This window comes from Bifidobacterium santillanense, from assembly GCF_018555385.1.
Taxonomy (GTDB): domain Bacteria; phylum Actinomycetota; class Actinomycetes; order Actinomycetales; family Bifidobacteriaceae; genus Bifidobacterium; species Bifidobacterium santillanense.
Map to the genome: position 1 here is coordinate 31033 of NZ_JAFEJS010000004.1, position 19938 is coordinate 50970.

Below are 19938 nucleotides of genomic sequence, written 5' to 3' on the forward strand. Positions count from 1 at the left end.
TTTGTGGGACGAATCAACAGAGGACACCTCAGGCGGCCAAGGAGGAACGGACATGCCCTACATCATCAAGCGCCTGATATGCTTCCTTGCCGGAATCGCCATCGAGTCCTTCGGCATCGCGCTCATCACAAAGAGCAACCTCGGCACCTCGCCGATCTCGAGCATCGCGTGGGTGGCGACCCTCCGCTTCCCGCAGATCAGCTTCGGCGTCACCACGTTCGTGGTGAACGTGATCTTCGTCCTCATCGAGGTGATCCTGCTGCGGCGCGACTTCCACGCCTTCCAGTACCTGCAGCTGGCGGTCACGTTCTGGTTCGCCGCCGTGCTCGACGCGAGCATGACCCTGCTGGGATGGTTCAACCCGGACACGTGGTGGGCGCGTGGCGCGGGCCTGCTGCTCGGCTGCGCGATCCTGGCGCTCGGCATCTGCATGGAGGTCTCACCGGCCCTCATCATGGTGCCCGGCGAGGGCATCGTCAACGCGTTCGCCAAGGTGACCAAGGTGCGCTTCGGCACGGTCAAGGTGTGCTTCGACGTCTCCCTGATCATCATCGCGGGCGTGCTCTCATTCGTCTTCTTCGGCCGGATCAACGGCCTCGGCGTGGGCACGGTCGTCGCCGCGGTCATCACCGGCCAGATCGTCAACCTCATCAACCGCCACGTCCGCTTCGTCGGCCCGCCGGTCAGGGACGTCAAGGGCGTGGAGCACGCCAAGGAGCCGGTCAAGCAGGCCGCGTGAGGCCGTCGGGCCGATCATCACGAAGAGAAGGGCGGATCGTTCCGGGCGATCCGCCCTTCCTTCGTTCGGCCGGGTCTGCGCATCGGGCTCACCATGGCACGTATTCGGTCTCGGAGTCGCGCAGGCGCGGCTGCCCCTCGACCACCTCGACGCGCGGCTGGGGCGCGTCGGCGCCGTCGCGCCTGGCCTTCACCTGCTCGTAGAGCATGCGGAAGGCCCGCTCCCCCATCTCGCGGAAGTTCTGGCTGTAGCTCGTCAGGGCCGGGCTCCACAGGGGCCCGAAGTTCTGGTCGTCGAAGCCGACCACGCTCACGTCGTCGGGCACCTGGCGCCCGACCTCGCGCAGCCCCTTGATCACGCCGATCGCGGTCTCGTCGTTGCCGGCGAACACGGCGGTCACGTCGTCGCGCTTGCCGAGCCGGCGTCCGGCCTCGACCGCCTCCTCGAGGTCGGTGGACGAGACGACGATCGGCTCGTGGATCGCGGCACCGCGCTCCTCGAGGGCGTCGCGCCAGCCGTTGGTGCGCGTGTTGTCGGTCGGGCCGGCCGCGCGCGCCACATGGAACACGGTCTCGTGCCTGAGGTCGAGCAGGTGCATCGTCATCCAGCGCCCGCCCTCGCGCTCGGCGTTGACGACCTGGTAGTCGCCGTCGCCGAAGCTGCCGCCGACGACGACGATCGGCAGGTCCTTGGGGATGTAGTCGAGCGCCCTGATGCCGGCCCGGTCGTACTCGTAGACGACGGCGCCGGCCGGACGGATGGACAGGCCCATCCGCACGCGCTGCTCGACCGAGTCCATGTCGGCCTCGTCGAGCGAGACGATGTTGAGCAGGAAGCGGCGGCGGCGGGCGGCGGCCTCGACGCCGTGGTTCGTGGCGGACGTGGAGAACGCGGACGGGTTGGCGGCGAAGACGACCACCGAGTCCATCTCCCGGTTGGACAGGGCGCGGGCGACGACGCTCGGCTCGTAGCCGAGCTGCTTGATGGCCTTGGCGATGCGCCCGCGCTTGTCCTCGGCGATGCGCGCGGTGCCGTTGAGGTAGCGCGAGACGGTCGGCGCGGACACCCCGGCGAGACGCGCGACGTCCTTGATCACCGGCCGGGAGTGCCCCGTGCTTCTCGCCATCCGTCGTCTCCTTGTCGATTCCGTCCCGCCACCGGCCGTCCGTCGCCGGTCGCGCACCGATACATGGCCCATTACTACCACGCGCGTCGCCCATACGCCCCGCGGCATGCGATCTTCGTTCCGTCCGCCGAAGGCGAAACCATCCGCCGCCGAGGCCGCAGGACCGGACTGCCCCGCACGGTTCGGCACCCGCACGGCTTGTCTCCTCCCGAATCCGCCCTCGGGCCCCGGAGCGACACGCCGGGTCGACCGCACGCGGGCGCGCGGCGGTGCGGGCCCCCGAGAACGGCGGAATACCGGGCCTTCCGCAACCCTCCACGTCGCCCGTCGGACACGCGGACGGTGGCCCGCCCGCGGCCCGGGCAATATCCGCGTGCTACTATCGAACCGGTTCGATGCACGTCGGATCAAAATCGGTTTCAGACCGAGGGAAGAAACGCCGAACGCGTGATTTCCTCTTGCGCACGTCACTCATGCGCGTTACTATGAAATCGGTTTCAGAAAGAAGCCAAGATAACAAATCGAAGTCGCAAGGCTTTGAGCAACGAAAGGACATACCATGTCGTTCAAGGATTCCATGCTGCGCGGTCTCGCTATGTACGGTGCCAGCTCGATGGCCAAGAGCGGTTACGCCAACTCCAAGGTGATGCTCGACATCATCAACGACGCTCGTTCCGACGAGTCCGCCCGCTGAATTTGACTCTTCGCGGGGTCGATGGAGCGTAGCGCTCTCCCCCGCCGACTGAGGGACGCGGCCCGACGAATCGCCGCTCCCACCCGATAATCCAACACAACAAACGTCGACGGGCACGCCCGTCATACCGAAAGGAAGTTCATTATGTCGTTCAAGGATTCCATGATGCGCGGTCTGGCCATGTACGGTGTCAACGCGATGGCTCAGAACGGTTACGCCAACTCCAAGGTGATGGCCGACATCATCAACGACGCCGACAAGCTCACCCGCTGAACGATCGGATGAGTCACACTCACCGATCTCGGCATCTGCATCGCACGGTACTTCGCGGATAACCTCCGCGGGGTCCCGTTTTTCGTTGCCTCACGGCTCATCCGCAACGGCATCCCGATTTTCCCGCGAGCACCGCACCCCCTTCGCCATCGCCGCTCATGTACCGTGAGCGGCCGTGCGCACCTATGCGCCCGGCATCCTCGGCATGGACGTGGAGCTGCCGGCGACCGACGAGTACGTGGCGATCGGCGCGGCCCGTCAGGCGGCCTGGGTGCTCTCCGGCGAGGCGGAGCCGCCGGCGTGGCCCCTCGTCATCGAGGAGACGCTGACCGGCGATCCGACCCCGGAGGTCTACGAGCAGTACCGCCGATACCGGGGCTGACGTTCCAACATCACCATGGGCGTACGTTCCCCGTGGCCACGGACGATGAGGCCACGGGGAACGTACGCCCATTCGTTGTCACAGTACGGTTTCCGTGGTTTGAACGGACCAACCCCCGGTTTTCGTATGCTGGGTGCCGGTCAGCATACGAAAACCGGGGGTTCGACGAGGATGGCCACCGGCGACGTACGCCAGGACGGGCCCGGCGTACGGAATATGGGGTCTGTGCCATGGAGGCCACGGGGAACGTACGCACATACGGGAAATCCCGTCCGCGGATGACGAGTGCCGCGGGCGGGATCGCCCATGATGGAAGGAAACGGGTCGGGGACCGGACCGACGCCCCCGACCGTCACCGTAAATGACGGATCCGGGTGCCGAGGTCACGCCTCGGCGAGGGCGTCGACGATGTAGTTGTTGATCGTCGCCTTGACGGACTCGAGGTGGTCGGACCTGGTGGCGGCGATGAGTTCGGCCTGCGGCTTGTCGAGCGAGTAGGCCTCGAGGCTGGCGAGGGTGGCGGCGCCGGAGACCCCGCCAAACCGGACCGGCAGGAACGGTATCCCCGGATGGCGGCCATCGCATCGCCGTCAGACCGTCATGAACGGCAGCGGCCCGCGCATCAGGCGGCTCAGGCCCATCACCGCGGCGCCGCGCAGCGCCGGATGGTCGGTGACGGGCGCCCGCAGCACGCGCACATGGACGCTCTCGCGCGCCAGGATCTGCGACTGTATGCGCTCGCGCAGCCCCTCGACCATCGCGTCGCCGAATTCGGCGAGCAGCCCGCCGATGACGATGCGCTCCACATCGACGATGTTCACCACGCTCGTCAGCGCCGAGGCCAGCGCGGCGGTCGCCCGTTCGACCGCGAGTGCCGTCTCGGCGTCTCCGTCGCGCCACGCCTCGATCAGCCGCGGCGTGAGCGCGGTGTCCGTGGCGTCGCACTCATCGGCGAGCCCCGACTCGACCATCAGCGCGCGACGCCCGGCGTACATCTCGAGGCAGCCGTGGCGACCGCAGCGGCACCGCGCGCCCTGCATGTCGACGCACACGTGGCCGATCTCGCCGGCGAACCCGTGGTCGCCCCGGACGACCTGCCCCTCGCGCACGTACGCGCCGCCGATGCCGATGTCGGTGGAGACGTAGACGAACGAGTCGGCGGGCCCGAGCGGCCAGTCGCCGTCGTCGCGCTGCGCGGCGTAGCCAGGGATCTGCGCGATGGCGGCGAGGGTCGCCTCGTTCTCCGCGTTCGCGCCGAGGCGGGAGAACACGTCGTACCGGTCGAGGGAGACGTCCCTCCAGCCGAGGTTGCGCGCGGCGAGCAGCGTGTTGCCGTTGGTCACGAGGCCGGGCAGGGCGAGTTCGGCACCGGCGACCGTGTAGCCGCGCGCGGCGAGCCGCTCCTCGGCGGGCCGCACCATGCGGTCGAGCTCGCCGAAGACGTCGTCGGGGGCCGTGCCGTCCATCGTGCGCTCGCGCCATCCGGAGTCGACGACGTCGCCGGTCAGGTCGAGCGCGACGTAGCCGAAGCCGTCGGTGTTGATCTGCATGCCGAGCCCGCACCAGCGCCCCGACGCGAACGCGAGCGGCGTCGACGGGCGGCCGTACGCGGCGCCGACGGCCGGTTCGAGCTGCCGGATCACGTGGTTCTTCAGGAGGATGTCGACGAGCAGCGTGATCGTCGCCTTGGTCAGGCCGGTCTCCTTGGCGAGGTCGGCGCGGCTCATCGGCTCGCGCGAGCGGGCCATCGCCGAGAGCACGACCGCCATGTTGTGGTTGCGCAGATCGTCCTGGTTGATCCTTCTGGCCACCGGCATGACGCACCTCCCTTTTTCGTCTCGCGGCGGATTCCCGAGTCCCGCCGCGATGAACATCTCTCCCCGATTGTAAAGGCGATTGACGAAGTGCCGCGGCCAACGACGGCGCGGCCCCCCGAGCGCGCGGCCCGAGAGGCGTTCGCCGCGATGAACGGCTGCGCTGGCTGCACGATCCGGAGCACGTGAATCTCGTCGCCGAGTGGCGGCTCTTCATCGACCGCATCCTCACGTAGGAATCGAGCCGAAAGAATCGCCCCCATCAGCATCGTCGACGAACATCATCTCGCCGCATTCATGCGGATGCAGGCGGCGTGCTCCCGCAGATAGCGGCGCAGATACGGGATCGCGAAATCGACTTTGCCGTAGCCCACGTCCCTGATGACCTGCGCGTCAATCAGACGCGTGCGATAGACGTTCGCATAGGCGACATCCTTGCCCATACGCTCGGCCACCGCGGACGTGGACGATGGACCATCATCCTGCGCCATCGCCAACAGATAGGTCTTGTCGATCGGCGACAGACCATCCAGCTCCGGCCCATGCACCGCGTCGCCGAGACGGTCGAGCGCGTTCGCCACACCGGCATCGGCATCGGCATCGCCGACCTCCATATGACCGCCCGTACCGCTCCCTCGTTGTCTGCGGTATGCGATGCGCCAGATGTGATAACCCACCAGTTGGATCATGAACGGATACCCTTGGGTCGCCTCGACCGCCTTGCGCAACGCCTCGCCACCGATGGACATGCCGGACCCGTCGAACGTGTCCACGAAGGCATCCTCCACCTCGTCGAGCGGAATGTCCCCAAGTCGCTCGGCCTGGGCGCGACGCAGGAAGGTCAGCACCTCGTCGTTGAGCCATTTCGACGCGATCGTCGGCAACCCCGCGAACACGAATGCAACATTCCGTTCCTCGCGGATGAGATGCTGCACCGCCGTGGCGATGGCGACCATGTCGTCGCGATCCGCCGCCTGCGCCTCGTCGATGGTGACCAACAGTCCCGCCTTGCGCCTCTCCAGCGCATCAAGACGCCTTCCCATCGCCTCGCGCAATGTCAGCGGCATTCGCCGTGAGGACACGCTCGCCTCGCCCAATGACACACCGCCAAGGCCGGCGAGCGAAACGGACGGCTTGAGCGAAAGGCTCATGGTGGGGCCATCCGGAGCAAGCCTGTCCAGCAGGCGTTGCGACAGACCATCCGAGGCGGTTTCGTCGACGACCTCCCATTTGCGCGCTTTGGCGATACGACCGAATTCCGTGAGAATGACGGTCTTGCCGACCCCACGGGCGCCGGTGACTCGCATGAGACGGCCGGGAGCGCCGGGACCGTCGTCCAGCCCCTCCTCGAAATCCTCGACGACGCCGTCGCGCCCGATCAACAGCGGAGGCATACGTCCAGCAGTCGGTTTGAATGGATTCGCCGTTCTCGCCACCATATCCGACTCCTCTCACCGAATCCGCATCGATCGGGGATTCGGTTCCGCTCGTATCTCGACTATAAAGAATGAAAAGAATTATAAAACATTATAAAAGAATATAAAAGTTAGAGGGGCATTGGCGCATACGGGAAAGGGCGAGGCTGTGCGAACCGATGGCGGTCAGCACGGCCTCACCCTACGGAGGAGAAGGAAAAGAAGTAGAGAAAAGTCAGACGATGCGGATGGTTCCGGCCGGCGTCCGCGGGATGGAGCCGGGGACGATGGCCGGAACCGGCGTCACTTCACCTTCTTGATGAAGAAGACGCAGACGGCGGCGGCGGTCAGGACGATGAAGCCCATCGGGAACAGGCCGCGGTAGCCGAACTCGCCAATCGCGGATATCCCCTCCCTCTGTCTCCATGTGTCTTTCACGCTTTCAGCAAGCGTTTCCGTAGTATCGATAAATAATTTCCCATAATGCAATCCGCAAAGAACAGGAAATCAGCACCATTCAAGGACTTATTTCACGCAAACGGTTGCGGCACGCCGGTGGTAAGCGCTTGCAAACAGAGTCGCGCAACAGTATCCTGTGGAACCAGTTACACCACAGCGACGCGAGCCACGGCGAAACGGCGAAGTTGGCCGCCATCCACCCGGAGGCGCCGCGTGGTACGACGCCTAACAATGAAGTGCACCCGCAAAGGAGCAACAGCAACATGAGCATCGCAATCGACGGCAAGGACCCCGCGGTCTTCGCCCCCAAGGACACGGGCAGGTTCCCGTGGCGCGCGTCCATCGGCCAGTTCTTCGGCACCATCGGCTGGTACGCGCCGTTCTTCGGCATCAGCGCCATCCTGCTGCCGGCCAAGATCGAGATGATCGACCCGGCCCAGAAGGTGAGCCTGGTCGCCAGCGCCACCACCGTCACGATGGTCATCGCCATCTTCGCCGGCGTCATCTTCGGCGCCCTGTCCGACATGACCCGCTCGCGCTTCGGCGCCCGCTCCCCGTGGGTCGTCGGCGGCGGCATCGCCGCGACGATCTGCCTGATCGTCTTCGCCCTGTCGAACAACACCGTCGTCGCGATGGGCGCGTGGTTCCTCTACGTCGCCTGGTACAACGCGATCATGGCCGCCGGCATGGCCTGGATGCCCGACCTGATCCCGGTCAAGTACCGCGGCTCGGCGTCCGCCATGTTCGGCGTCGCCACCGAGATCGGCCTCAACGGCGCGCAGTCGCTCGCCTCCCTGTTCATCACCAACGTGCCGCTCGGCGTGTTCATCCTCCTCATCGTCGCCGACGTGTGCCTGATCGCCGCCGTGATCATCTGCAAGGAGCCGTCCAACAAGGACGTGCCGCGCGAGAAGTTCACCCTCGCCGGATTCAAGAAGTTCATGCCGCCGCGCCACGCCGGCCGCGACTACTGGTTCGCCGCGTTCGCCCGCATGATGTACATGATGCCCGGCGGCATCGGCACCTACCGCCTGTACACCCTGACCGACTACATGCACGTCTCCAAGGTCGAGGCCGCCGGCTGGATGAGCCTCATGGCCCTGCTGAGCCTGATCCTCGCGCTCGTCGCCGCCGCCATCTCCGGCCCGATCGCCGACAAGTTCCACACCATCAAGATCCCGTGCGTCATCGCCGTGTTCCTCGTGGGACTTCCCTGCTGGCTGCCGTTCTTCATCCCGACGCCGCTCATGTACACGATCTACGTCATGCTCTCCGGCCTCGGCGGCGGCATCTTCGTCGCCCTCGACCAGGCGCTGATGACCTCCGTGCTGCCGAACCAGAAGGAGGCCGCGAAGGACCTCGCGTTCCTCAACGTGGCCGGCACCATCGGCCAGATGCTCGCCCCGCTCATCGCGGCCGCGGTCATCGGATTCTTCGGCTACCAGGGCCTGTTCCCGATGGGCTTCATCATCCTCTCGCTCGCCGCCGTCTCCATCTTCGGCGTCAAGCGCGTGAAGTAATCCACCCCCCTTCTTCTCCTTACCTCCTCCTCTCCGCCCGGGACGCGCGGCTTCGGCAGCACGCCCCGGGTTTTCCCGTATCCGCACCACCACCAAACAGGAGCGATATGACCGGCATCCCCACCCCAGGACCGCACGGCCGCGGCGGCGTCACCCTCAAGGACGTGGCGAAGGCCGCCGGCGTCTCCGTCTCCACCGCCTCGCGCGCGCTCGCCGGCAACACGATGATCGGCGCCGAGACCCGCGCCAGGGTCCTCAGAACGGCCCGGAGGCTCAACTACGTGGCCAACGGCCTCGCCCAGTCGATGGCGGGCGGCGGCATGCGCACGTTGGCGTTCATCACGAACGCGTTCCTCGGCGAACCGTTCGCGCGCATCGCCTACGGCGTCGACGACGTCGCCCGGGAGAACCACGCCGTGCTGCTGACGAACTCCGCGCACGAGGACATGGCCGCCGAATGGGAGACGATCGCCCTGCTCGCCCGTCAGCGCGTGGCGGGCGTCCTGCTGGTCGGCTCGCGCACGACGAGCCCCGAGTACCGCACGCATCTCGCCGCCTGCCGGGACCTGCTCGCCTCGGTCGGCGCGCGGCTGGTGATGTGCGGCAGTCCCCGGATCCCCGGTCTCGACGACATCCCGACCGTCGCCTACGAGCAGCGCGACGGGGCGCGGCGCGCGACCGAGGCGCTGCTTCAAGCAGGACACCGACGCATCGCCTTTCTCGGCTACGACGAGCGTTCGACCGCACGCGAACGGTTCGCGGGATTCCGCGACGCGCTCGCCTCCGCGGGACTGTACGCCGACCCGCGCTCGGCGCTGGTGACACACTCGGACAACCGCGGGGCGGCGCTGGACGCCGCGGTGGGACGTCTACTGACGATGCCGGACGGAAGACGCCCGACGGCGGTCGTGTGCGTCACCGATTTCGCTGCCTATCGCGTGTATTCGGCGGCGCGGTCCCTCGGACTGCGCATCCCCGAGGACCTGTCGGTCACCGGATTCGACGACCTGTCCGGCGACGACGCGCTGCTGCCCCGTCTGAGCAGCGTGCGCGTCCCGTACGAGCGGATCGGCGAGCGCGCCGCCGCCCTTGCGCTGGACGCGCCGACGACGGGCAGCGACGATTCCAACGATTGCGGCGGCCGGACCATCCACCCCGTCTTCCCGGTGGAGTTCGTCGCGCGCGAGTCGATCGCCCCGACGGCGGTATGACGGTCACCGATTCGGGTCGGCAGCCGTGGAACGCAGATACTCGCGCAGGAACGGAATGGCGAAGTCGACTCGACCACGGGCCGGAGCCACGATGACGTGCTTGTCCAGCAGCCGCTGCCGGTAGATGTTGGCGTAATCCATGCTCTCGTGCATGCGCGCGGCCACATCGGAAGACGATGAGGGACCATCATCGAGGGCCATCGCGCGCAGGTAGTCGACCGCCCTGCCGGACAGCTGTTTGACGACCGGAGCGCATACGCCCTCACCGAGTTTCGCACGGGCCTGCTCCACGCCGGCCTTCACGTCATCGGTCAGAATCGCGTTGCCGTGCGCATGGCCGTCCGTCGACTCCCTGCGTCTGGCCCGGCGCCAGATGCTGTAGCCGACGAGCTGGATCATGTACGGGTAGCCGCCCGTGGCTCGCGTCGCCAGGTCGAGCGCCTCGTCATTGATGGCGACGCCGGCACCGCGAATCGTATCCGCGAGCGCCCTGCGGACGTCGTCAAGCGGTACATCGCCGAGTTCCTTGATGGACGCACGACGCAGGAAGGTGAGCACCTTGGCGTTGAGCAGGTCGGAGACCAGGGATGGCAGGCCGGCGAAGACGAACGCCACGTCGGCGTTATCGCGCAGCATGTGCTGGGCCGCGATCGCTATGGCGGTCATATCCTCCAACGAGGCGTCCTGGGTCTCGTCGATGGTGATCAGCAACCCACGACCTTTGCCCAAGGTCCGCAACCGCGCGGTCATCGCATCGCGCAACGTTGATGGACGAAGCGCCGGGACGATGCCGAACTCTCCGAGGGAGACGCCCATCACCGATGGTTTGATGGTCGCGCCTGCGATTCTGCTCGGTTCGGGAGCGATGCGGGCGATGAGTCTGTCGCATAGGCCGTCGGAGGCGGTCTCATCGATGACCTCCCAACGACGGCTGCGTGCGATCATGCCGAGCTCGGTGAGCATCACCGTCTTGCCGCTGCCACGCGGCCCGGTGATGAGCATCAGACGATCGGGGGCTCCCGGACCGTCATCCAGCCCCTCCCGGAAATCAAGGCTGACGGACTCACGGCCAATCAGCACCGGCGGCATGACGCCGGCGGTCGGCTTGAACGGATTCGCCGGAAACGACATTGCGGCTCCCTCCCTCATGGCGCGACAACGAGACTGTTCTCTGATTATAGAACGAATAGAAAATCTATAGAACAAACTAATGGCTAGGGCCAATGCCGCTTTTTACAAGGTTAAGAGCCGATCTTAATGCATGAAATAGAACAAATAGAACATGCTCAGTATCATGTTTCGCGGCGCGGCGGGGACCGAAGTCCGGGCGTTTCTGCATCATCGTCATGTTTTCTGCATCATTTGATAGCATATGATGCAGAAAACATGACGATGATGCAGAAACAAGGCAAGACACGATGAAGCGCTTCGACTACATCGCATCGGCGCGAGATCTGCTGACGCCGCGAACGACCAGCCTGCTCACGGCCATCCATGAAGCCAGGGGGCGTCAGAGCACGCAGGCATCGATACGCCCGGATATTCTCACGACATTGAGCGCGGTGGCGCGCGTGCAGAGCATCGACACCTCCAACCGCATCGAGGGCATCGCCACCAGCGACAAGCGGCTCGATGCAATCGTCGCGGAGAAGGTGGCCCCGCGCAACCGCGCCGAGGAGGAGATCGCCGGCTACCGCGACGTGCTCGCGGTCATCCATGAGAGCCACGACTACATCCCACCCACTCCGAACGTCATCCTCCAACTGCATCGCGACCTGTTCCGGCACACCCCGCTGACCTTCGGCGGACGGTTCAAGGACACGGACAACGTCATCATGGAACGCGATGCGAACGGAGACAACCACGTCCGGTTCGCGCCGCCCTCCGCGTTGGCCACGCCGGAACTGATGGGACGCATCTGCGACGCCTATGCCGACGCCATCCATGACGGATATACCGATTCCCTGCTCGCCATCGCCATGTTCGTGCTCGACTTCACCTGCATCCACCCGTTCAACGACGGCAACGGACGCATGCGCCGGCTGCTGACCCTGCTGCTGCTCTACCGCAACGGCTACCAGGTCGGCAAGTACATCAGTCTGGAGCATCTCATCGAACGGAGCAAGGACACCTACTACGAGGCCCTGGCGGCGAGCACCGTCGGATGGAACGAGGGCGGGAACGACTACGCACCGTTCGCGAACTACCTGCTCGGCGTGATCCTCGCCGCATACCGCGAGTTCGATGCGCGGATCGCGGCCGTCACCACGTCGCCCGATGGGAAAAGACCGACCAAGACGGAGCGCATCGCCGCCCTGTTCGACGACACGCTCTCGCCGATGTCCAAGGCGGACATCCTCGCCAGACTGCCCGACATCAGCGCCACCACCGTCGAGCGCACGCTCAGGGCCCTGCAGGACGACGGCACCATCGTCAAGATCGGCGCAGGCCGAAGCACCCGATACGTCAGAAGACGCTGACCGCCCCAGCCGAGGGTTGGGCGCGGCGGAAAATAGAACAAATAGAAACGAGGCCCATACCCCGCAAGCCATTCGCGCGGGGTATGGGCCTTCTTAATCATGGGTTCTCGTCCAGCGTCGATGAAGCCGGACGACGAAGACGACGGACGCTACTTGATCCTCTTGATGCCGAAGATGGAGACGGCGGCGAGGGTCAGGACGATGAAGCCCATCGGGAACAGGCCGGCGTAGCCGAACGCCTTGAGCACGGCGAAGGCGAGCAGCGGGGCGAGCAGCTGGCCGACGGTGCCGGCGGCGTTGAGGAACGCGAGGTCCTTGGCGGCGTTCTCGTTGTTCGGCAGCACGGAGGTCATCAGCGCCTGGTCGAGGGAGATGAAGATGCCACCGCCGAGGCCGGAGAACGCGACGTAGATCGTATACATCAGCGGGTTCGGGATGAAGAACGGCAGCCAGCACGGGATGCCGACGGCGAACACGGCCAGGGCGCACGGAATCTTGATGGTCTTGAAGAAGTCCGCAAGCGGGCCGGCGATGGCGGCGGAGATGACCGCGAGGATGAGGTTCAGGAGGGCCATGAAGCTCATCCACTTCGCGGCGTCGGCGTCGGACTGGTGCATGTAGTCGGTCAGCGTGAACAGACGGTAGGTGCCGATGCCGCCGGGCATCATGAACATGAAGCGGGCGAAGGCGGCGAACCAGTAGTCGCGGCCGGCATGCATCGGGGGCAGGAAGTCCCTGAACTTGGAGACGTCGAACCTGCCGCGCGGCTTGCCGAGGTTGGACGGCTCCCTGCACACGACGACGGCAATGAACAGCAGGACGTCGGAGATGACGAGCAGGATGAACACGCCGGTGGGCACGTTGGTGATGAACAGCGAACCGAGGGACTGCGCGCCGTTGAGGCCGATCTGGGTGGCGACGCCGAAGATGGCGGAGGCGGAGCCGCGGTACTTGACCGGGATGAGGTCAGGCATCCACGCCATGCCGGCGGACATGATCGCGTTGTAGCAGATCACGTAGAAGAACCACGCGCACATGACGACGACGATGTTGCCACTCAGCGCGAAAACGAGCAGGCCGATGGTGCCGAAGATTGCGCCGAGGATGACCCACGGCGAACGGCCGCCCCAGCGGGTGCGGGTCATATCGGACAGGGCGCCGAAGATGATGCCCGCGAAGATCGCGATGAACATGGCGACCGTGGTGCTCTGCGCCAGCAGGTCGGCCTTCTGGTCGGGCGCCACCTGCGCCAGCTTGGCCGGCAGCAGGGCGGCGGAGATGCCGAAGAACGGCGCGTACCAGCCGATGGTGGCGAAGAACTGCGCCATCGACGGGCGCCAGGGGAATTTGCCCGTGTCCTTCGGGCCTTGGACGGCGGTCTGGTCCGCCGACGCAATCGGCGTTGCTGCCTGCTCGCTCATGGTTCGCTCCTTTGCCTCGCGGACGGTCCCGTCGTTCCTCGACTTGGTGTTCCGTCCGCGATGGGATACTGATTTGTGTTGTTTGCGAGTCGGCGCATCCCGTTCCACTTCGTTACGGTAAGCGCTTTCTTGAAATGAATATATCACAAGAAACTAGTTACATCACCGGCGTTTCTTAAATCTACCAATCAACAACACCTCAGAACCGACCGAAACCTTTATCGATATAAGGAAAAGGCTTACGCCAAATGCGGCCAACACGGCCGCACGGAGGAAATCACATGGGAGATGAAGCCGGACCCGTGGAGGCGCGCACGACCGGCTCCGCGGGGATCATCACGTCGCGGGTGCCGTCGAGTCCGATGCGCACGGCCGTGGCGCCCATATCGGCGAACGGGACGTGCACGGTGGTCAACGGCACGATGAGGTCGCCGGCGAAGGGCATGTCGTCGAATCCGGCAACCGAGACGTCCTCCGGCACGCGTATGCCCTGAGAACGCAGCGCGTTGATCGCGTCGAGCGCGGCCACATCGGTCACACCCATCACGGCGGTGAACGGGAGACCGGGTTCGCCGCCACGCCCCTCCGCGACGGGACGCTCCCCCGCACGCCACCGGGCGACGATGGCCGCGACGTCCTTGTCCCGGTCGCCCTCGAACGGCAGGTCGGACGTGAAGTCGTGCGCGACGCCGGCCTCGTCCAGCGCCCTGAGGAATCCCTGATATCGAGCCATGAACACCGGGGATTGCCTGCGCACCCCGACGTAGAGGATGTCGCGGTGGCCCAGGGACAGCAGATACCTCGCCATCTCGTACGAACCTTGTTCGTTGGCGTAGTCGACGACGCCGATGCCGTCCGGCAATTCCAGCCGGGGTCTGGCGAGGGCGACCAGCGAGGTGCCCATCGAGGCGAACCGGTCGACGTACCCGCCGAGTTCGGCGTCCGTGATGGACCCCTCGTCGTCGTCGGCGACGATGACGGCCACGCGCGGACGCTGCGCGAGCAGGTCGGTGAGCACGGCGTTGGCGTCGACGTGGGCGCCTCCGGTGGCGATGAGACGGAACGTCATGCCGCGGCGCACCGCCTCGTCGGCCACGGCGCCGGCCATCTCGCTGTAGGTGCCGCCGGTGATCGAGCGCATGACCAGCGTGACGGAGTTGGGCGGGGTCGTCAGGGCCCTCGCGTGCGCGTTGGGCACGTAGCCGAGCTCCTTGACAGCCCGTTCGACCTTCGCGCGCGTCTCGTCGGACACCTTCGCGTTGCCGCGCATCACGCGCGAGACGGTGGCCACGGACACGCCGGCCGCGGCGGCGATGTCGCGGATGTTGGCGCGTGCGGTCTTGGCGGGTCCCTTGCGGCCGGAGGTATGAACGGCCGCGGATTCGACCCCGGCGACGGATTCAACAGCTGTCATGACACACTCCATATCCACACACCACAGCTCGTTCGATCGGATATCGGGTGTGCTGTAACTGCTTTCATCGTACATGGATACGACGAGGGGCGGCCGAAGCCGCCCCTGAAATGAACATCGGGCCGTCCACCCGGACGAGACTCACGCGGAGAGCGCGGTGGAGACGAGCTTGAGCTCGGCCTCGGCGTTCTCGTAGAGACCGCGGCAGACGGCCCAGCTGACGACCTCGTCGACGAAGCGGACCGGATCCTCGAGGAACATGAAGTGGCCGTGGCCGCCGGACCAGATCTCCACGTCCCTCGTGCCGGAGGAGCGCTCGAAGTCGGCTCGGGCGGGGGTCGTGTAGATGCCGAGCACGGGCTTGGTGCGCCGCCTCATCAGCGCGACGGCCGGTTCGCGGTTGCCGAACGACCCGGGCAGCATGTACTCGGATTCGAAGTAGTCGGCGAGCGCCTTCGCGTTCGAGCGGCGGATGTCCGCGACGACCGCCTCGCGCGCATCGTCCGGCGTGAACTTCGAGAACGCGCCCTGGATGAAGTCCTCGATGGTGCCGTACGCGTCGGCCCTGAGCCTGGCGAGCATGGCGGGCTGGCCCGCGATCTCGGCGGATTCGGCGCCGAGGGCCGGGTCGAGCACGACCTCGCCGGCGACGAGCTCCGGATGATGCGTGTGGACGTACAGGGTGAGCTGGCCGCCCATCGAGTGGCCGATGAGGAGGGCCTTCTCCCCCGCCGGCACGTTGAGGCGGATGAAGGCGGCGAGGTCCTCGGCGGCGGACGGGATGTCCCAGCCATCCGGCTGCGCGGCGCCGGCCGCGGTCTCGTCCCTCCGCACGCCGTGACCGGGCAGGGTGTAGGGCAGGACGGTCCAGTCGTCCGGCCACGGGATGAAGTTCCATACGCGCGGCGAGCCGGCCCAGCCATGGACCAGAACCGTATACACGTGCTGAGCACTCATGATGATTGTCTACCTTTCTATGGAATCGGCCGGCGGCATGCCACCGGCCGCCTGTTCGGCCACCTCCGACGGATCAGCCCTTGACGCCGCCGAGTGCGACGCCGGACTTCCAGAAGCGCTGCATCGCGATCATGACCACGGCCAGCGGGATGATCGAGAGCACCGCTCCGGCCAGGGCGATCGTGGTCGGATCGAACAGCGAGGACTGCTTGGTCTGCATGAAGCTGTAGAGGCCGAGGGACAGGGTCCACTTGTCGGCGCCGCGCAGCATCGTGATCGGCAGGTAGAAGTTGTTCCACTGGAGCACGAACGTGAGGATGAAGATGGTCGCGGCCGGCGTGGGCAGCAGCGGCAGGACGATCTTGCGGAAGATGTGGAACTCGCCGGCGCCGTCGACGCGGGCGGCCTCGAGCAGCTCGTCCGGCACCGCGCCGTCGATGTACTCCTTGGCGAGATACACGTCGAACGCGTTGACGAAGGACGGGATGAGCACGGCCCAGACGGTGTTGGTCAGGTGGAGGCCGGAGAACAGCAGGTAGAGCGGCAGGGTGAGCAGCGCGGTCGGCACGAGGAAGGACGACATGACGAGGCCCATCTCGATGGCCTTGCCGCGGAACTGGAACTTGCTCAGGGAGTAGCCGGCGGCGATGGAGATGACCATGCACACCAGGGAGCCCACGCCCGCGTAGAGGATCGAGTTGAGCATCCACTTGAAGAAGATGCCGTTCTCGTAGATGAACAGCTGCCGGAAGTTCTCGATCAGGTGGTTCTCCCTGCCGAACCACAGGCCGTTGGTGTTGTAGAGCTCGACGCGGCTCTTGGTGACGGACACGACCAGCCACCACAGCGGGGCGATCGAGTAGAACGTGAAGACGGCCAGGGCGATGAGGATGCCCGGACGGCTCCACTTGGACTTCGGCTTGTTGGCGCCGTACTTGGGGGTCATGGCTGCGGTGCTCATGTCACTTGCCCTTCCTGTTGGTCACGCCGTAGACGATGGCGGAGAGGATCGCGATGACGATGGCGAGGACCACCGACAGGGCGGCCGCGTAGTTGTAGTCGCCGCCGGCGGAGAACGTGTAGTTGTAGATGGTCATGATCGGGGTGAAGTTCGCGGTGACGGTCTCGGGGGACGCGGAGCGGAACAGCAGCTGCTGGTCGAACAGCTGGAGCATGCCGATCATGGAGAGCAGGCCGGTCAGCAGCAGGGTGCCGCGGACCATCGGGATCTTGATGGTCCAGGCGATGCGGAACTCGCCGGCGCCGTCGACCTTGGCGCTCTCGTACAGGGACGGGTCGATGGAGGTCAGGGAGCCGTAGAGGATCAGCATGTTGAAGCCGATGTTGATCCAGATGAGCAGGTTGGCCATCGAGACCCACAGCATCTGCGGGCTGAAGAAGTTGACCTGGAGCCCGAAGACCGCGAAGAACTTCTTCAACGGGCCGATGTCCGGGGAGTACAGGTAGACCCACACGAGCGTGGAGACGATGGACGGGACCATGTACGGCACGAGCAGCAGGAAGCGGTAAGCCTTCTTCGCACTGCGGCGGGCGGCGTCGAGCAGCAGCGCCTCGACGAGCGCGAAGATCATGATGAGCGGCGTCACCACGCAGGTGAACAGGGCGGTGCGGCCCATGCCGGTCCAGAAGTCGGCGTCCTTGAAGACGCGTGCGTACTGGGACAGACCCGCGAACGAAATGGTCGCCGTCCCGATGCCGAGCCCGCTGGACTTCTTGATGAACAGGCTCTCCCAGATGGCGTAGACGAACGGGATGATGAACGAGAAGAGGAAGAGGGCGAAGAAGGGACGGCCGAACAGGGCGCCCTTCAATCCGAGCCGCTTCTTCCAGACGGGAGTGTCGTTGACCTTCACTCCCGAGGAATCGGCGGGTGCCTGGGCTGCCAGGCGGTCACGGCCCGAGACGCGCGTCCTGGCGGCGGTCTTGGCCGAAGCGCTGATTGCACTCACGATGAACTCCATTGTTTGATTGGCTGATGATTGACGAGGTGACCACCGAGGACCATCGGCGGTCGGAGCATCACGGGCTCGGGAACGGGACGGCCCCCTCCCCCGTGACATGGAGGGGAGCCGTCTAGGGACGTATGCGCAGCGGGATGCGCGGGGACCAGCCGAATCAGGCGGCCTCGGCGTTGATGCCCTTCTGCTTGAGGTCGTTGAGCGTCCACTTCTGCAGGTAGTCGAGCATCTGCTCGCCGGTGGTCTGCTTGTTGAGGAACTTCGCCCACTGGTCCTGCATCTGCTTGTACATCGAGGACCAGTTCACACCGGTGGAGTACGGGGCAACGGAATCGGCGGCGTCCTTGACGACGGTCTCGGCCTGGGGCTTGTCCTTGAGGAGCTTGTCGGGCAGGGACGCGGAGACGTAGGGAGCCGAATCCTTCAGCGCCGGGAAGGCGCCGGAACCCTTGGTGGAATCGGCGGCGATCTTCAGGGCGGTCGGATCGGTGGCAAGCCAGGTGGCGAAGGTCACGGCAGCCTGCGGGTTCTTGGCGCCCTTCGGAATGGCGTAGCCCTGGGCGTTCAGCGGGGCGACCAGCTTGGAGTCGGCGGATTCCTTCGGCCAGTCGACGGCCACCCAATCACCGAGCGACTTCTGGAAGTTGGCCTGATAGGCGGACAGCTGCCACGTCGAAGTGCCGATCATCGCCAGATCGCCGGACTGGAAGAACTGCATCAGGGCGTCCCACTCGATGAACGTCTTCTGGCTGAACATGTCGTTGTCGACAATCTGCTGCAGATAGTTCACGGCCTTCTTGGACTCGGGACCGTTGATGTCGATGACCCACTTGTCGCCCTTGACCTGGTACCACTTGGCGCCGAACTGCTGGGCGGTGAGCACAAGCATGGCCGGATCCTCGCCCGCCATGTTGAAGATCTTGATGTTCGGGTTCTTGGCCTTCAGGTCCTTGCCGGCCTGGATGAACTCGTCCCAGGTGGTCGGGACCTTCACGCCGTTGTCGTCAAAGGTCTTCTGGTTGGCGATCATGAACTGCGGGGAGGACTTGTACGGGATGACGGCCAGCTGGTCGCCGACCTTGAACGAGTTCACGACGTTCGGGTTCAGCTTGGACAGGTCCGGCTTGTACTGATTGACGTCCTGGATGGTGCCGTCCGCCAGCAGGGAGATCGTTGAATCCATATCGGCCTCGAACAGGTCCGGGACCCCGGAACCGGCCTTGACCGTGTTGACCAGCGACTCCTCGGCCTTGGTGTTGGACGCCTGCTTCTTGTAGACGACCTTGATCTTGTCCTGGGACTTGTTGAAGGCGTCGGCCTGCTCCTTCTGACCTTGATCGTAGCCCCACCACTCGATGGTGGTGACCCCATTGGAATCGGTGGAACCATTGGCGGAGGAGTTCCCGCAGGCGGCGAGCGGAACCAGCATGCCCACGGCGGCCGCGGCGTCGACGGCGACCTTTGCCCAACGACGCGAAACGTTCATCTTTGACCTTCCTTAGTACTTCATAGTACTGCTCTGTAACTAGTTTCATTTCTGAAACACCTTGAGCATAACACAGCCAGGGAAACCGCGCCACAGCAATGATGATACTGGTTACAGCATCTTTGTTGGGAAAGCGCTTACCACAAGGGTTGTTTACGTAACCACATTATCGATAAAACTTCTGTCCCCGGGCGTGTCGCGAGCGGCGAACCGGCTTGACCACCACACCAACGGGCAGATGCACGACCACGCCGAACATAGCGCCTGCACGATAATCCGGAAAAACGTGACGAATCATGCCGAAAAACAAGAAAAACGTGACGAAAAGTGACGGAATAATCCGAAAAAGCGACGAGGACACTATTCAGGACGATGTCGCCGCGAGCGGCATGGTCATGCGCCCGCCGTCGTCCATGATCACACTCCCACGCCCCGGGCGTCCGACCGACTCGATGCCGTTCGCGGTGGGCTCAAGCACACCGGAACGTCCCATCAGCGCCCGACGGCGATTTCGGTTGCGGGCCACCCCATAGCAGGTCTCGACAAGGGTAACGGTCGGAGCGGAGTC

General features: G+C 65.2%; 17 protein-coding genes and 2 pseudogenes. 7 read left to right on the forward strand and 12 right to left on the reverse strand.

The annotated features are described in order from the left end of the window. The first annotated feature begins 52 nt into the window (after positions 1–52). A complete protein-coding gene (locus tag JS528_RS05065; RefSeq protein WP_214358139.1) occupies positions 53–739 on the forward strand; it encodes a YczE/YyaS/YitT family protein in 687 nt (228 codons plus the stop codon). Positions 740–827: 88 nt separating this feature from the next. Here the strand turns inward: JS528_RS05065 and JS528_RS05070 are convergent, their stop codons facing one another. Next, positions 828–1865, reverse strand: a complete 1038-nt coding sequence (locus tag JS528_RS05070; RefSeq protein ID WP_214358013.1) for a LacI family DNA-binding transcriptional regulator — start codon at positions 1863–1865, stop codon at positions 828–830. A 559-nt stretch (positions 1866–2424) separates the two neighbouring features. Here JS528_RS05070 and JS528_RS11725 point away from each other — a divergent pair. From JS528_RS11725 to JS528_RS05075, 3 genes and pseudogenes are all read left to right on the forward strand, one after another. After that, positions 2425–2559, forward strand: coding sequence for a hypothetical protein (locus JS528_RS11725; protein WP_276312614.1), 135 nt, complete (start codon positions 2425–2427; stop codon positions 2557–2559). Between the two features lie 144 nt (positions 2560–2703). Then, positions 2704–2832, forward strand: coding sequence for a hypothetical protein (locus tag JS528_RS11730; protein WP_276312615.1), 129 nt, complete (start codon positions 2704–2706; stop codon positions 2830–2832). A gap of 172 nt (positions 2833–3004) precedes the next feature. Further along, a pseudogene (locus JS528_RS05075) lies at positions 3005–3214 on the forward strand (xylulose kinase); the annotation flags it as partial. A 383-nt stretch (positions 3215–3597) separates the two neighbouring features. Here the strand turns inward: JS528_RS05075 and JS528_RS11870 are convergent. From JS528_RS11870 to JS528_RS11735, 4 genes and pseudogenes are all read right to left on the reverse strand, one after another. Next, positions 3598–3741 (reverse strand): annotated as a pseudogene (locus tag JS528_RS11870) (xylose isomerase); the annotation flags it as partial. A gap of 63 nt (positions 3742–3804) precedes the next feature. Continuing rightward, a complete protein-coding gene (locus JS528_RS05080; protein ID WP_214358014.1) occupies positions 3805–5031 on the reverse strand; it encodes an ROK family protein in 1227 nt (408 codons plus the stop codon). 278 nt (positions 5032–5309) lie between these two features. Continuing rightward, on the reverse strand, positions 5310–6467 hold the full coding sequence (locus JS528_RS05085) for an ATP-binding protein (protein ID WP_214358015.1): 1158 nt from the start codon (positions 6465–6467) through the stop codon (positions 5310–5312). Between the two features lie 279 nt (positions 6468–6746). Then, positions 6747–6881 (reverse strand): hypothetical protein, encoded by a 135-nt coding sequence (locus tag JS528_RS11735; RefSeq protein ID WP_276312616.1) that lies wholly within the window; start codon positions 6879–6881, stop codon positions 6747–6749. Positions 6882–7165: 284 nt separating this feature from the next. Between JS528_RS11735 and JS528_RS05090 the strand changes: the two genes are divergently transcribed. Together JS528_RS05090 and JS528_RS05095 are read left to right on the forward strand one after the other, a co-directional pair. After that, complete coding sequence (locus JS528_RS05090) at positions 7166–8422, forward strand: MFS transporter (protein WP_214358016.1); 1257 nt, start codon at positions 7166–7168, stop codon at positions 8420–8422. Positions 8423–8529: 107 nt separating this feature from the next. Then, the gene (locus tag JS528_RS05095; protein ID WP_214358017.1) at positions 8530–9633 is read left to right on the forward strand and encodes a LacI family DNA-binding transcriptional regulator; all 1104 of its coding nucleotides are present in this window, start codon (positions 8530–8532) and stop codon (positions 9631–9633) included. A gap of 3 nt (positions 9634–9636) precedes the next feature. On the opposite strand, the gene JS528_RS05100 is transcribed toward JS528_RS05095, so the two are convergent. Further along, complete coding sequence (locus tag JS528_RS05100) at positions 9637–10764, reverse strand: ATP-binding protein (RefSeq protein ID WP_214358018.1); 1128 nt, start codon at positions 10762–10764, stop codon at positions 9637–9639. A gap of 287 nt (positions 10765–11051) precedes the next feature. Here JS528_RS05100 and JS528_RS05105 point away from each other — a divergent pair, with 287 nt between their 5' ends. Next, the gene (locus JS528_RS05105) at positions 11052–12113 is read left to right on the forward strand and encodes a Fic family protein (protein WP_214358019.1); all 1062 of its coding nucleotides are present in this window, start codon (positions 11052–11054) and stop codon (positions 12111–12113) included. Between the two features lie 149 nt (positions 12114–12262). On the opposite strand, the gene JS528_RS05110 is transcribed toward JS528_RS05105, so the two are convergent. The 6 genes from JS528_RS05110 to JS528_RS05135 all read right to left on the reverse strand — a co-directional run bounded on the left by JS528_RS05110 (position 12263) and on the right by JS528_RS05135 (position 19370). Next, positions 12263–13534, reverse strand: coding sequence for an MFS transporter (locus JS528_RS05110; RefSeq protein ID WP_214358020.1), 1272 nt, complete (start codon positions 13532–13534; stop codon positions 12263–12265). A gap of 277 nt (positions 13535–13811) precedes the next feature. Next, complete coding sequence (locus JS528_RS05115; RefSeq protein ID WP_214358021.1) at positions 13812–14948, reverse strand: LacI family DNA-binding transcriptional regulator; 1137 nt, start codon at positions 14946–14948, stop codon at positions 13812–13814. 141 nt (positions 14949–15089) lie between these two features. Further along, complete coding sequence (locus JS528_RS05120) at positions 15090–15905, reverse strand: alpha/beta fold hydrolase (protein ID WP_214358022.1); 816 nt, start codon at positions 15903–15905, stop codon at positions 15090–15092. Positions 15906–15978: 73 nt separating this feature from the next. Next, positions 15979–16866 carry a carbohydrate ABC transporter permease gene (locus JS528_RS05125; RefSeq protein ID WP_214358023.1) on the reverse strand — a complete coding sequence of 296 codons (888 nt, stop codon included), beginning with the start codon at positions 16864–16866 and terminating at the stop codon, positions 15979–15981. A gap of 1 nt (position 16867) precedes the next feature. Continuing rightward, a complete protein-coding gene (locus JS528_RS11780) occupies positions 16868–17875 on the reverse strand; it encodes a carbohydrate ABC transporter permease (RefSeq protein ID WP_214358024.1) in 1008 nt (335 codons plus the stop codon). 166 nt (positions 17876–18041) lie between these two features. Then, positions 18042–19370, reverse strand: a complete 1329-nt coding sequence (locus JS528_RS05135; RefSeq protein ID WP_214358025.1) for an ABC transporter substrate-binding protein — start codon at positions 19368–19370, stop codon at positions 18042–18044. Positions 19371–19938 lie beyond the last annotated feature (568 nt).

Coding starts and splice junctions, on each gene's coding strand:
- JS528_RS05080 (WP_214358014.1), bottom strand. CDS start 5,031: ATGCCGGTGGCCAGAAGGATCAACCAGGACGATCTGCGCAACCACAAC.
- JS528_RS05100 (WP_214358018.1), bottom strand. CDS start 10,764: ATGTCGTTTCCGGCGAATCCGTTCAAGCCGACCGCCGGCGTCATGCCG.
- JS528_RS11725 (WP_276312614.1), top strand. CDS start 2,425: ATGTCGTTCAAGGATTCCATGCTGCGCGGTCTCGCTATGTACGGTGCC.
- JS528_RS05110 (WP_214358020.1), bottom strand. CDS start 13,534: ATGAGCGAGCAGGCAGCAACGCCGATTGCGTCGGCGGACCAGACCGCC.
- JS528_RS05120 (WP_214358022.1), bottom strand. CDS start 15,905: ATGAGTGCTCAGCACGTGTATACGGTTCTGGTCCATGGCTGGGCCGGC.
- JS528_RS05115 (WP_214358021.1), bottom strand. CDS start 14,948: ATGACAGCTGTTGAATCCGTCGCCGGGGTCGAATCCGCGGCCGTTCAT.
- JS528_RS11730 (WP_276312615.1), top strand. CDS start 2,704: ATGTCGTTCAAGGATTCCATGATGCGCGGTCTGGCCATGTACGGTGTC.
- JS528_RS05105 (WP_214358019.1), top strand. CDS start 11,052: ATGAAGCGCTTCGACTACATCGCATCGGCGCGAGATCTGCTGACGCCG.
- JS528_RS05125 (WP_214358023.1), bottom strand. CDS start 16,866: ATGAGCACCGCAGCCATGACCCCCAAGTACGGCGCCAACAAGCCGAAG.
- JS528_RS05135 (WP_214358025.1), bottom strand. CDS start 19,370: ATGAACGTTTCGCGTCGTTGGGCAAAGGTCGCCGTCGACGCCGCGGCC.
- JS528_RS05085 (WP_214358015.1), bottom strand. CDS start 6,467: ATGGTGGCGAGAACGGCGAATCCATTCAAACCGACTGCTGGACGTATG.
- JS528_RS05065 (WP_214358139.1), top strand. CDS start 53: ATGCCCTACATCATCAAGCGCCTGATATGCTTCCTTGCCGGAATCGCC.
- JS528_RS05070 (WP_214358013.1), bottom strand. CDS start 1,865: ATGGCGAGAAGCACGGGGCACTCCCGGCCGGTGATCAAGGACGTCGCG.
- JS528_RS05095 (WP_214358017.1), top strand. CDS start 8,530: ATGACCGGCATCCCCACCCCAGGACCGCACGGCCGCGGCGGCGTCACC.
- JS528_RS05090 (WP_214358016.1), top strand. CDS start 7,166: ATGAGCATCGCAATCGACGGCAAGGACCCCGCGGTCTTCGCCCCCAAG.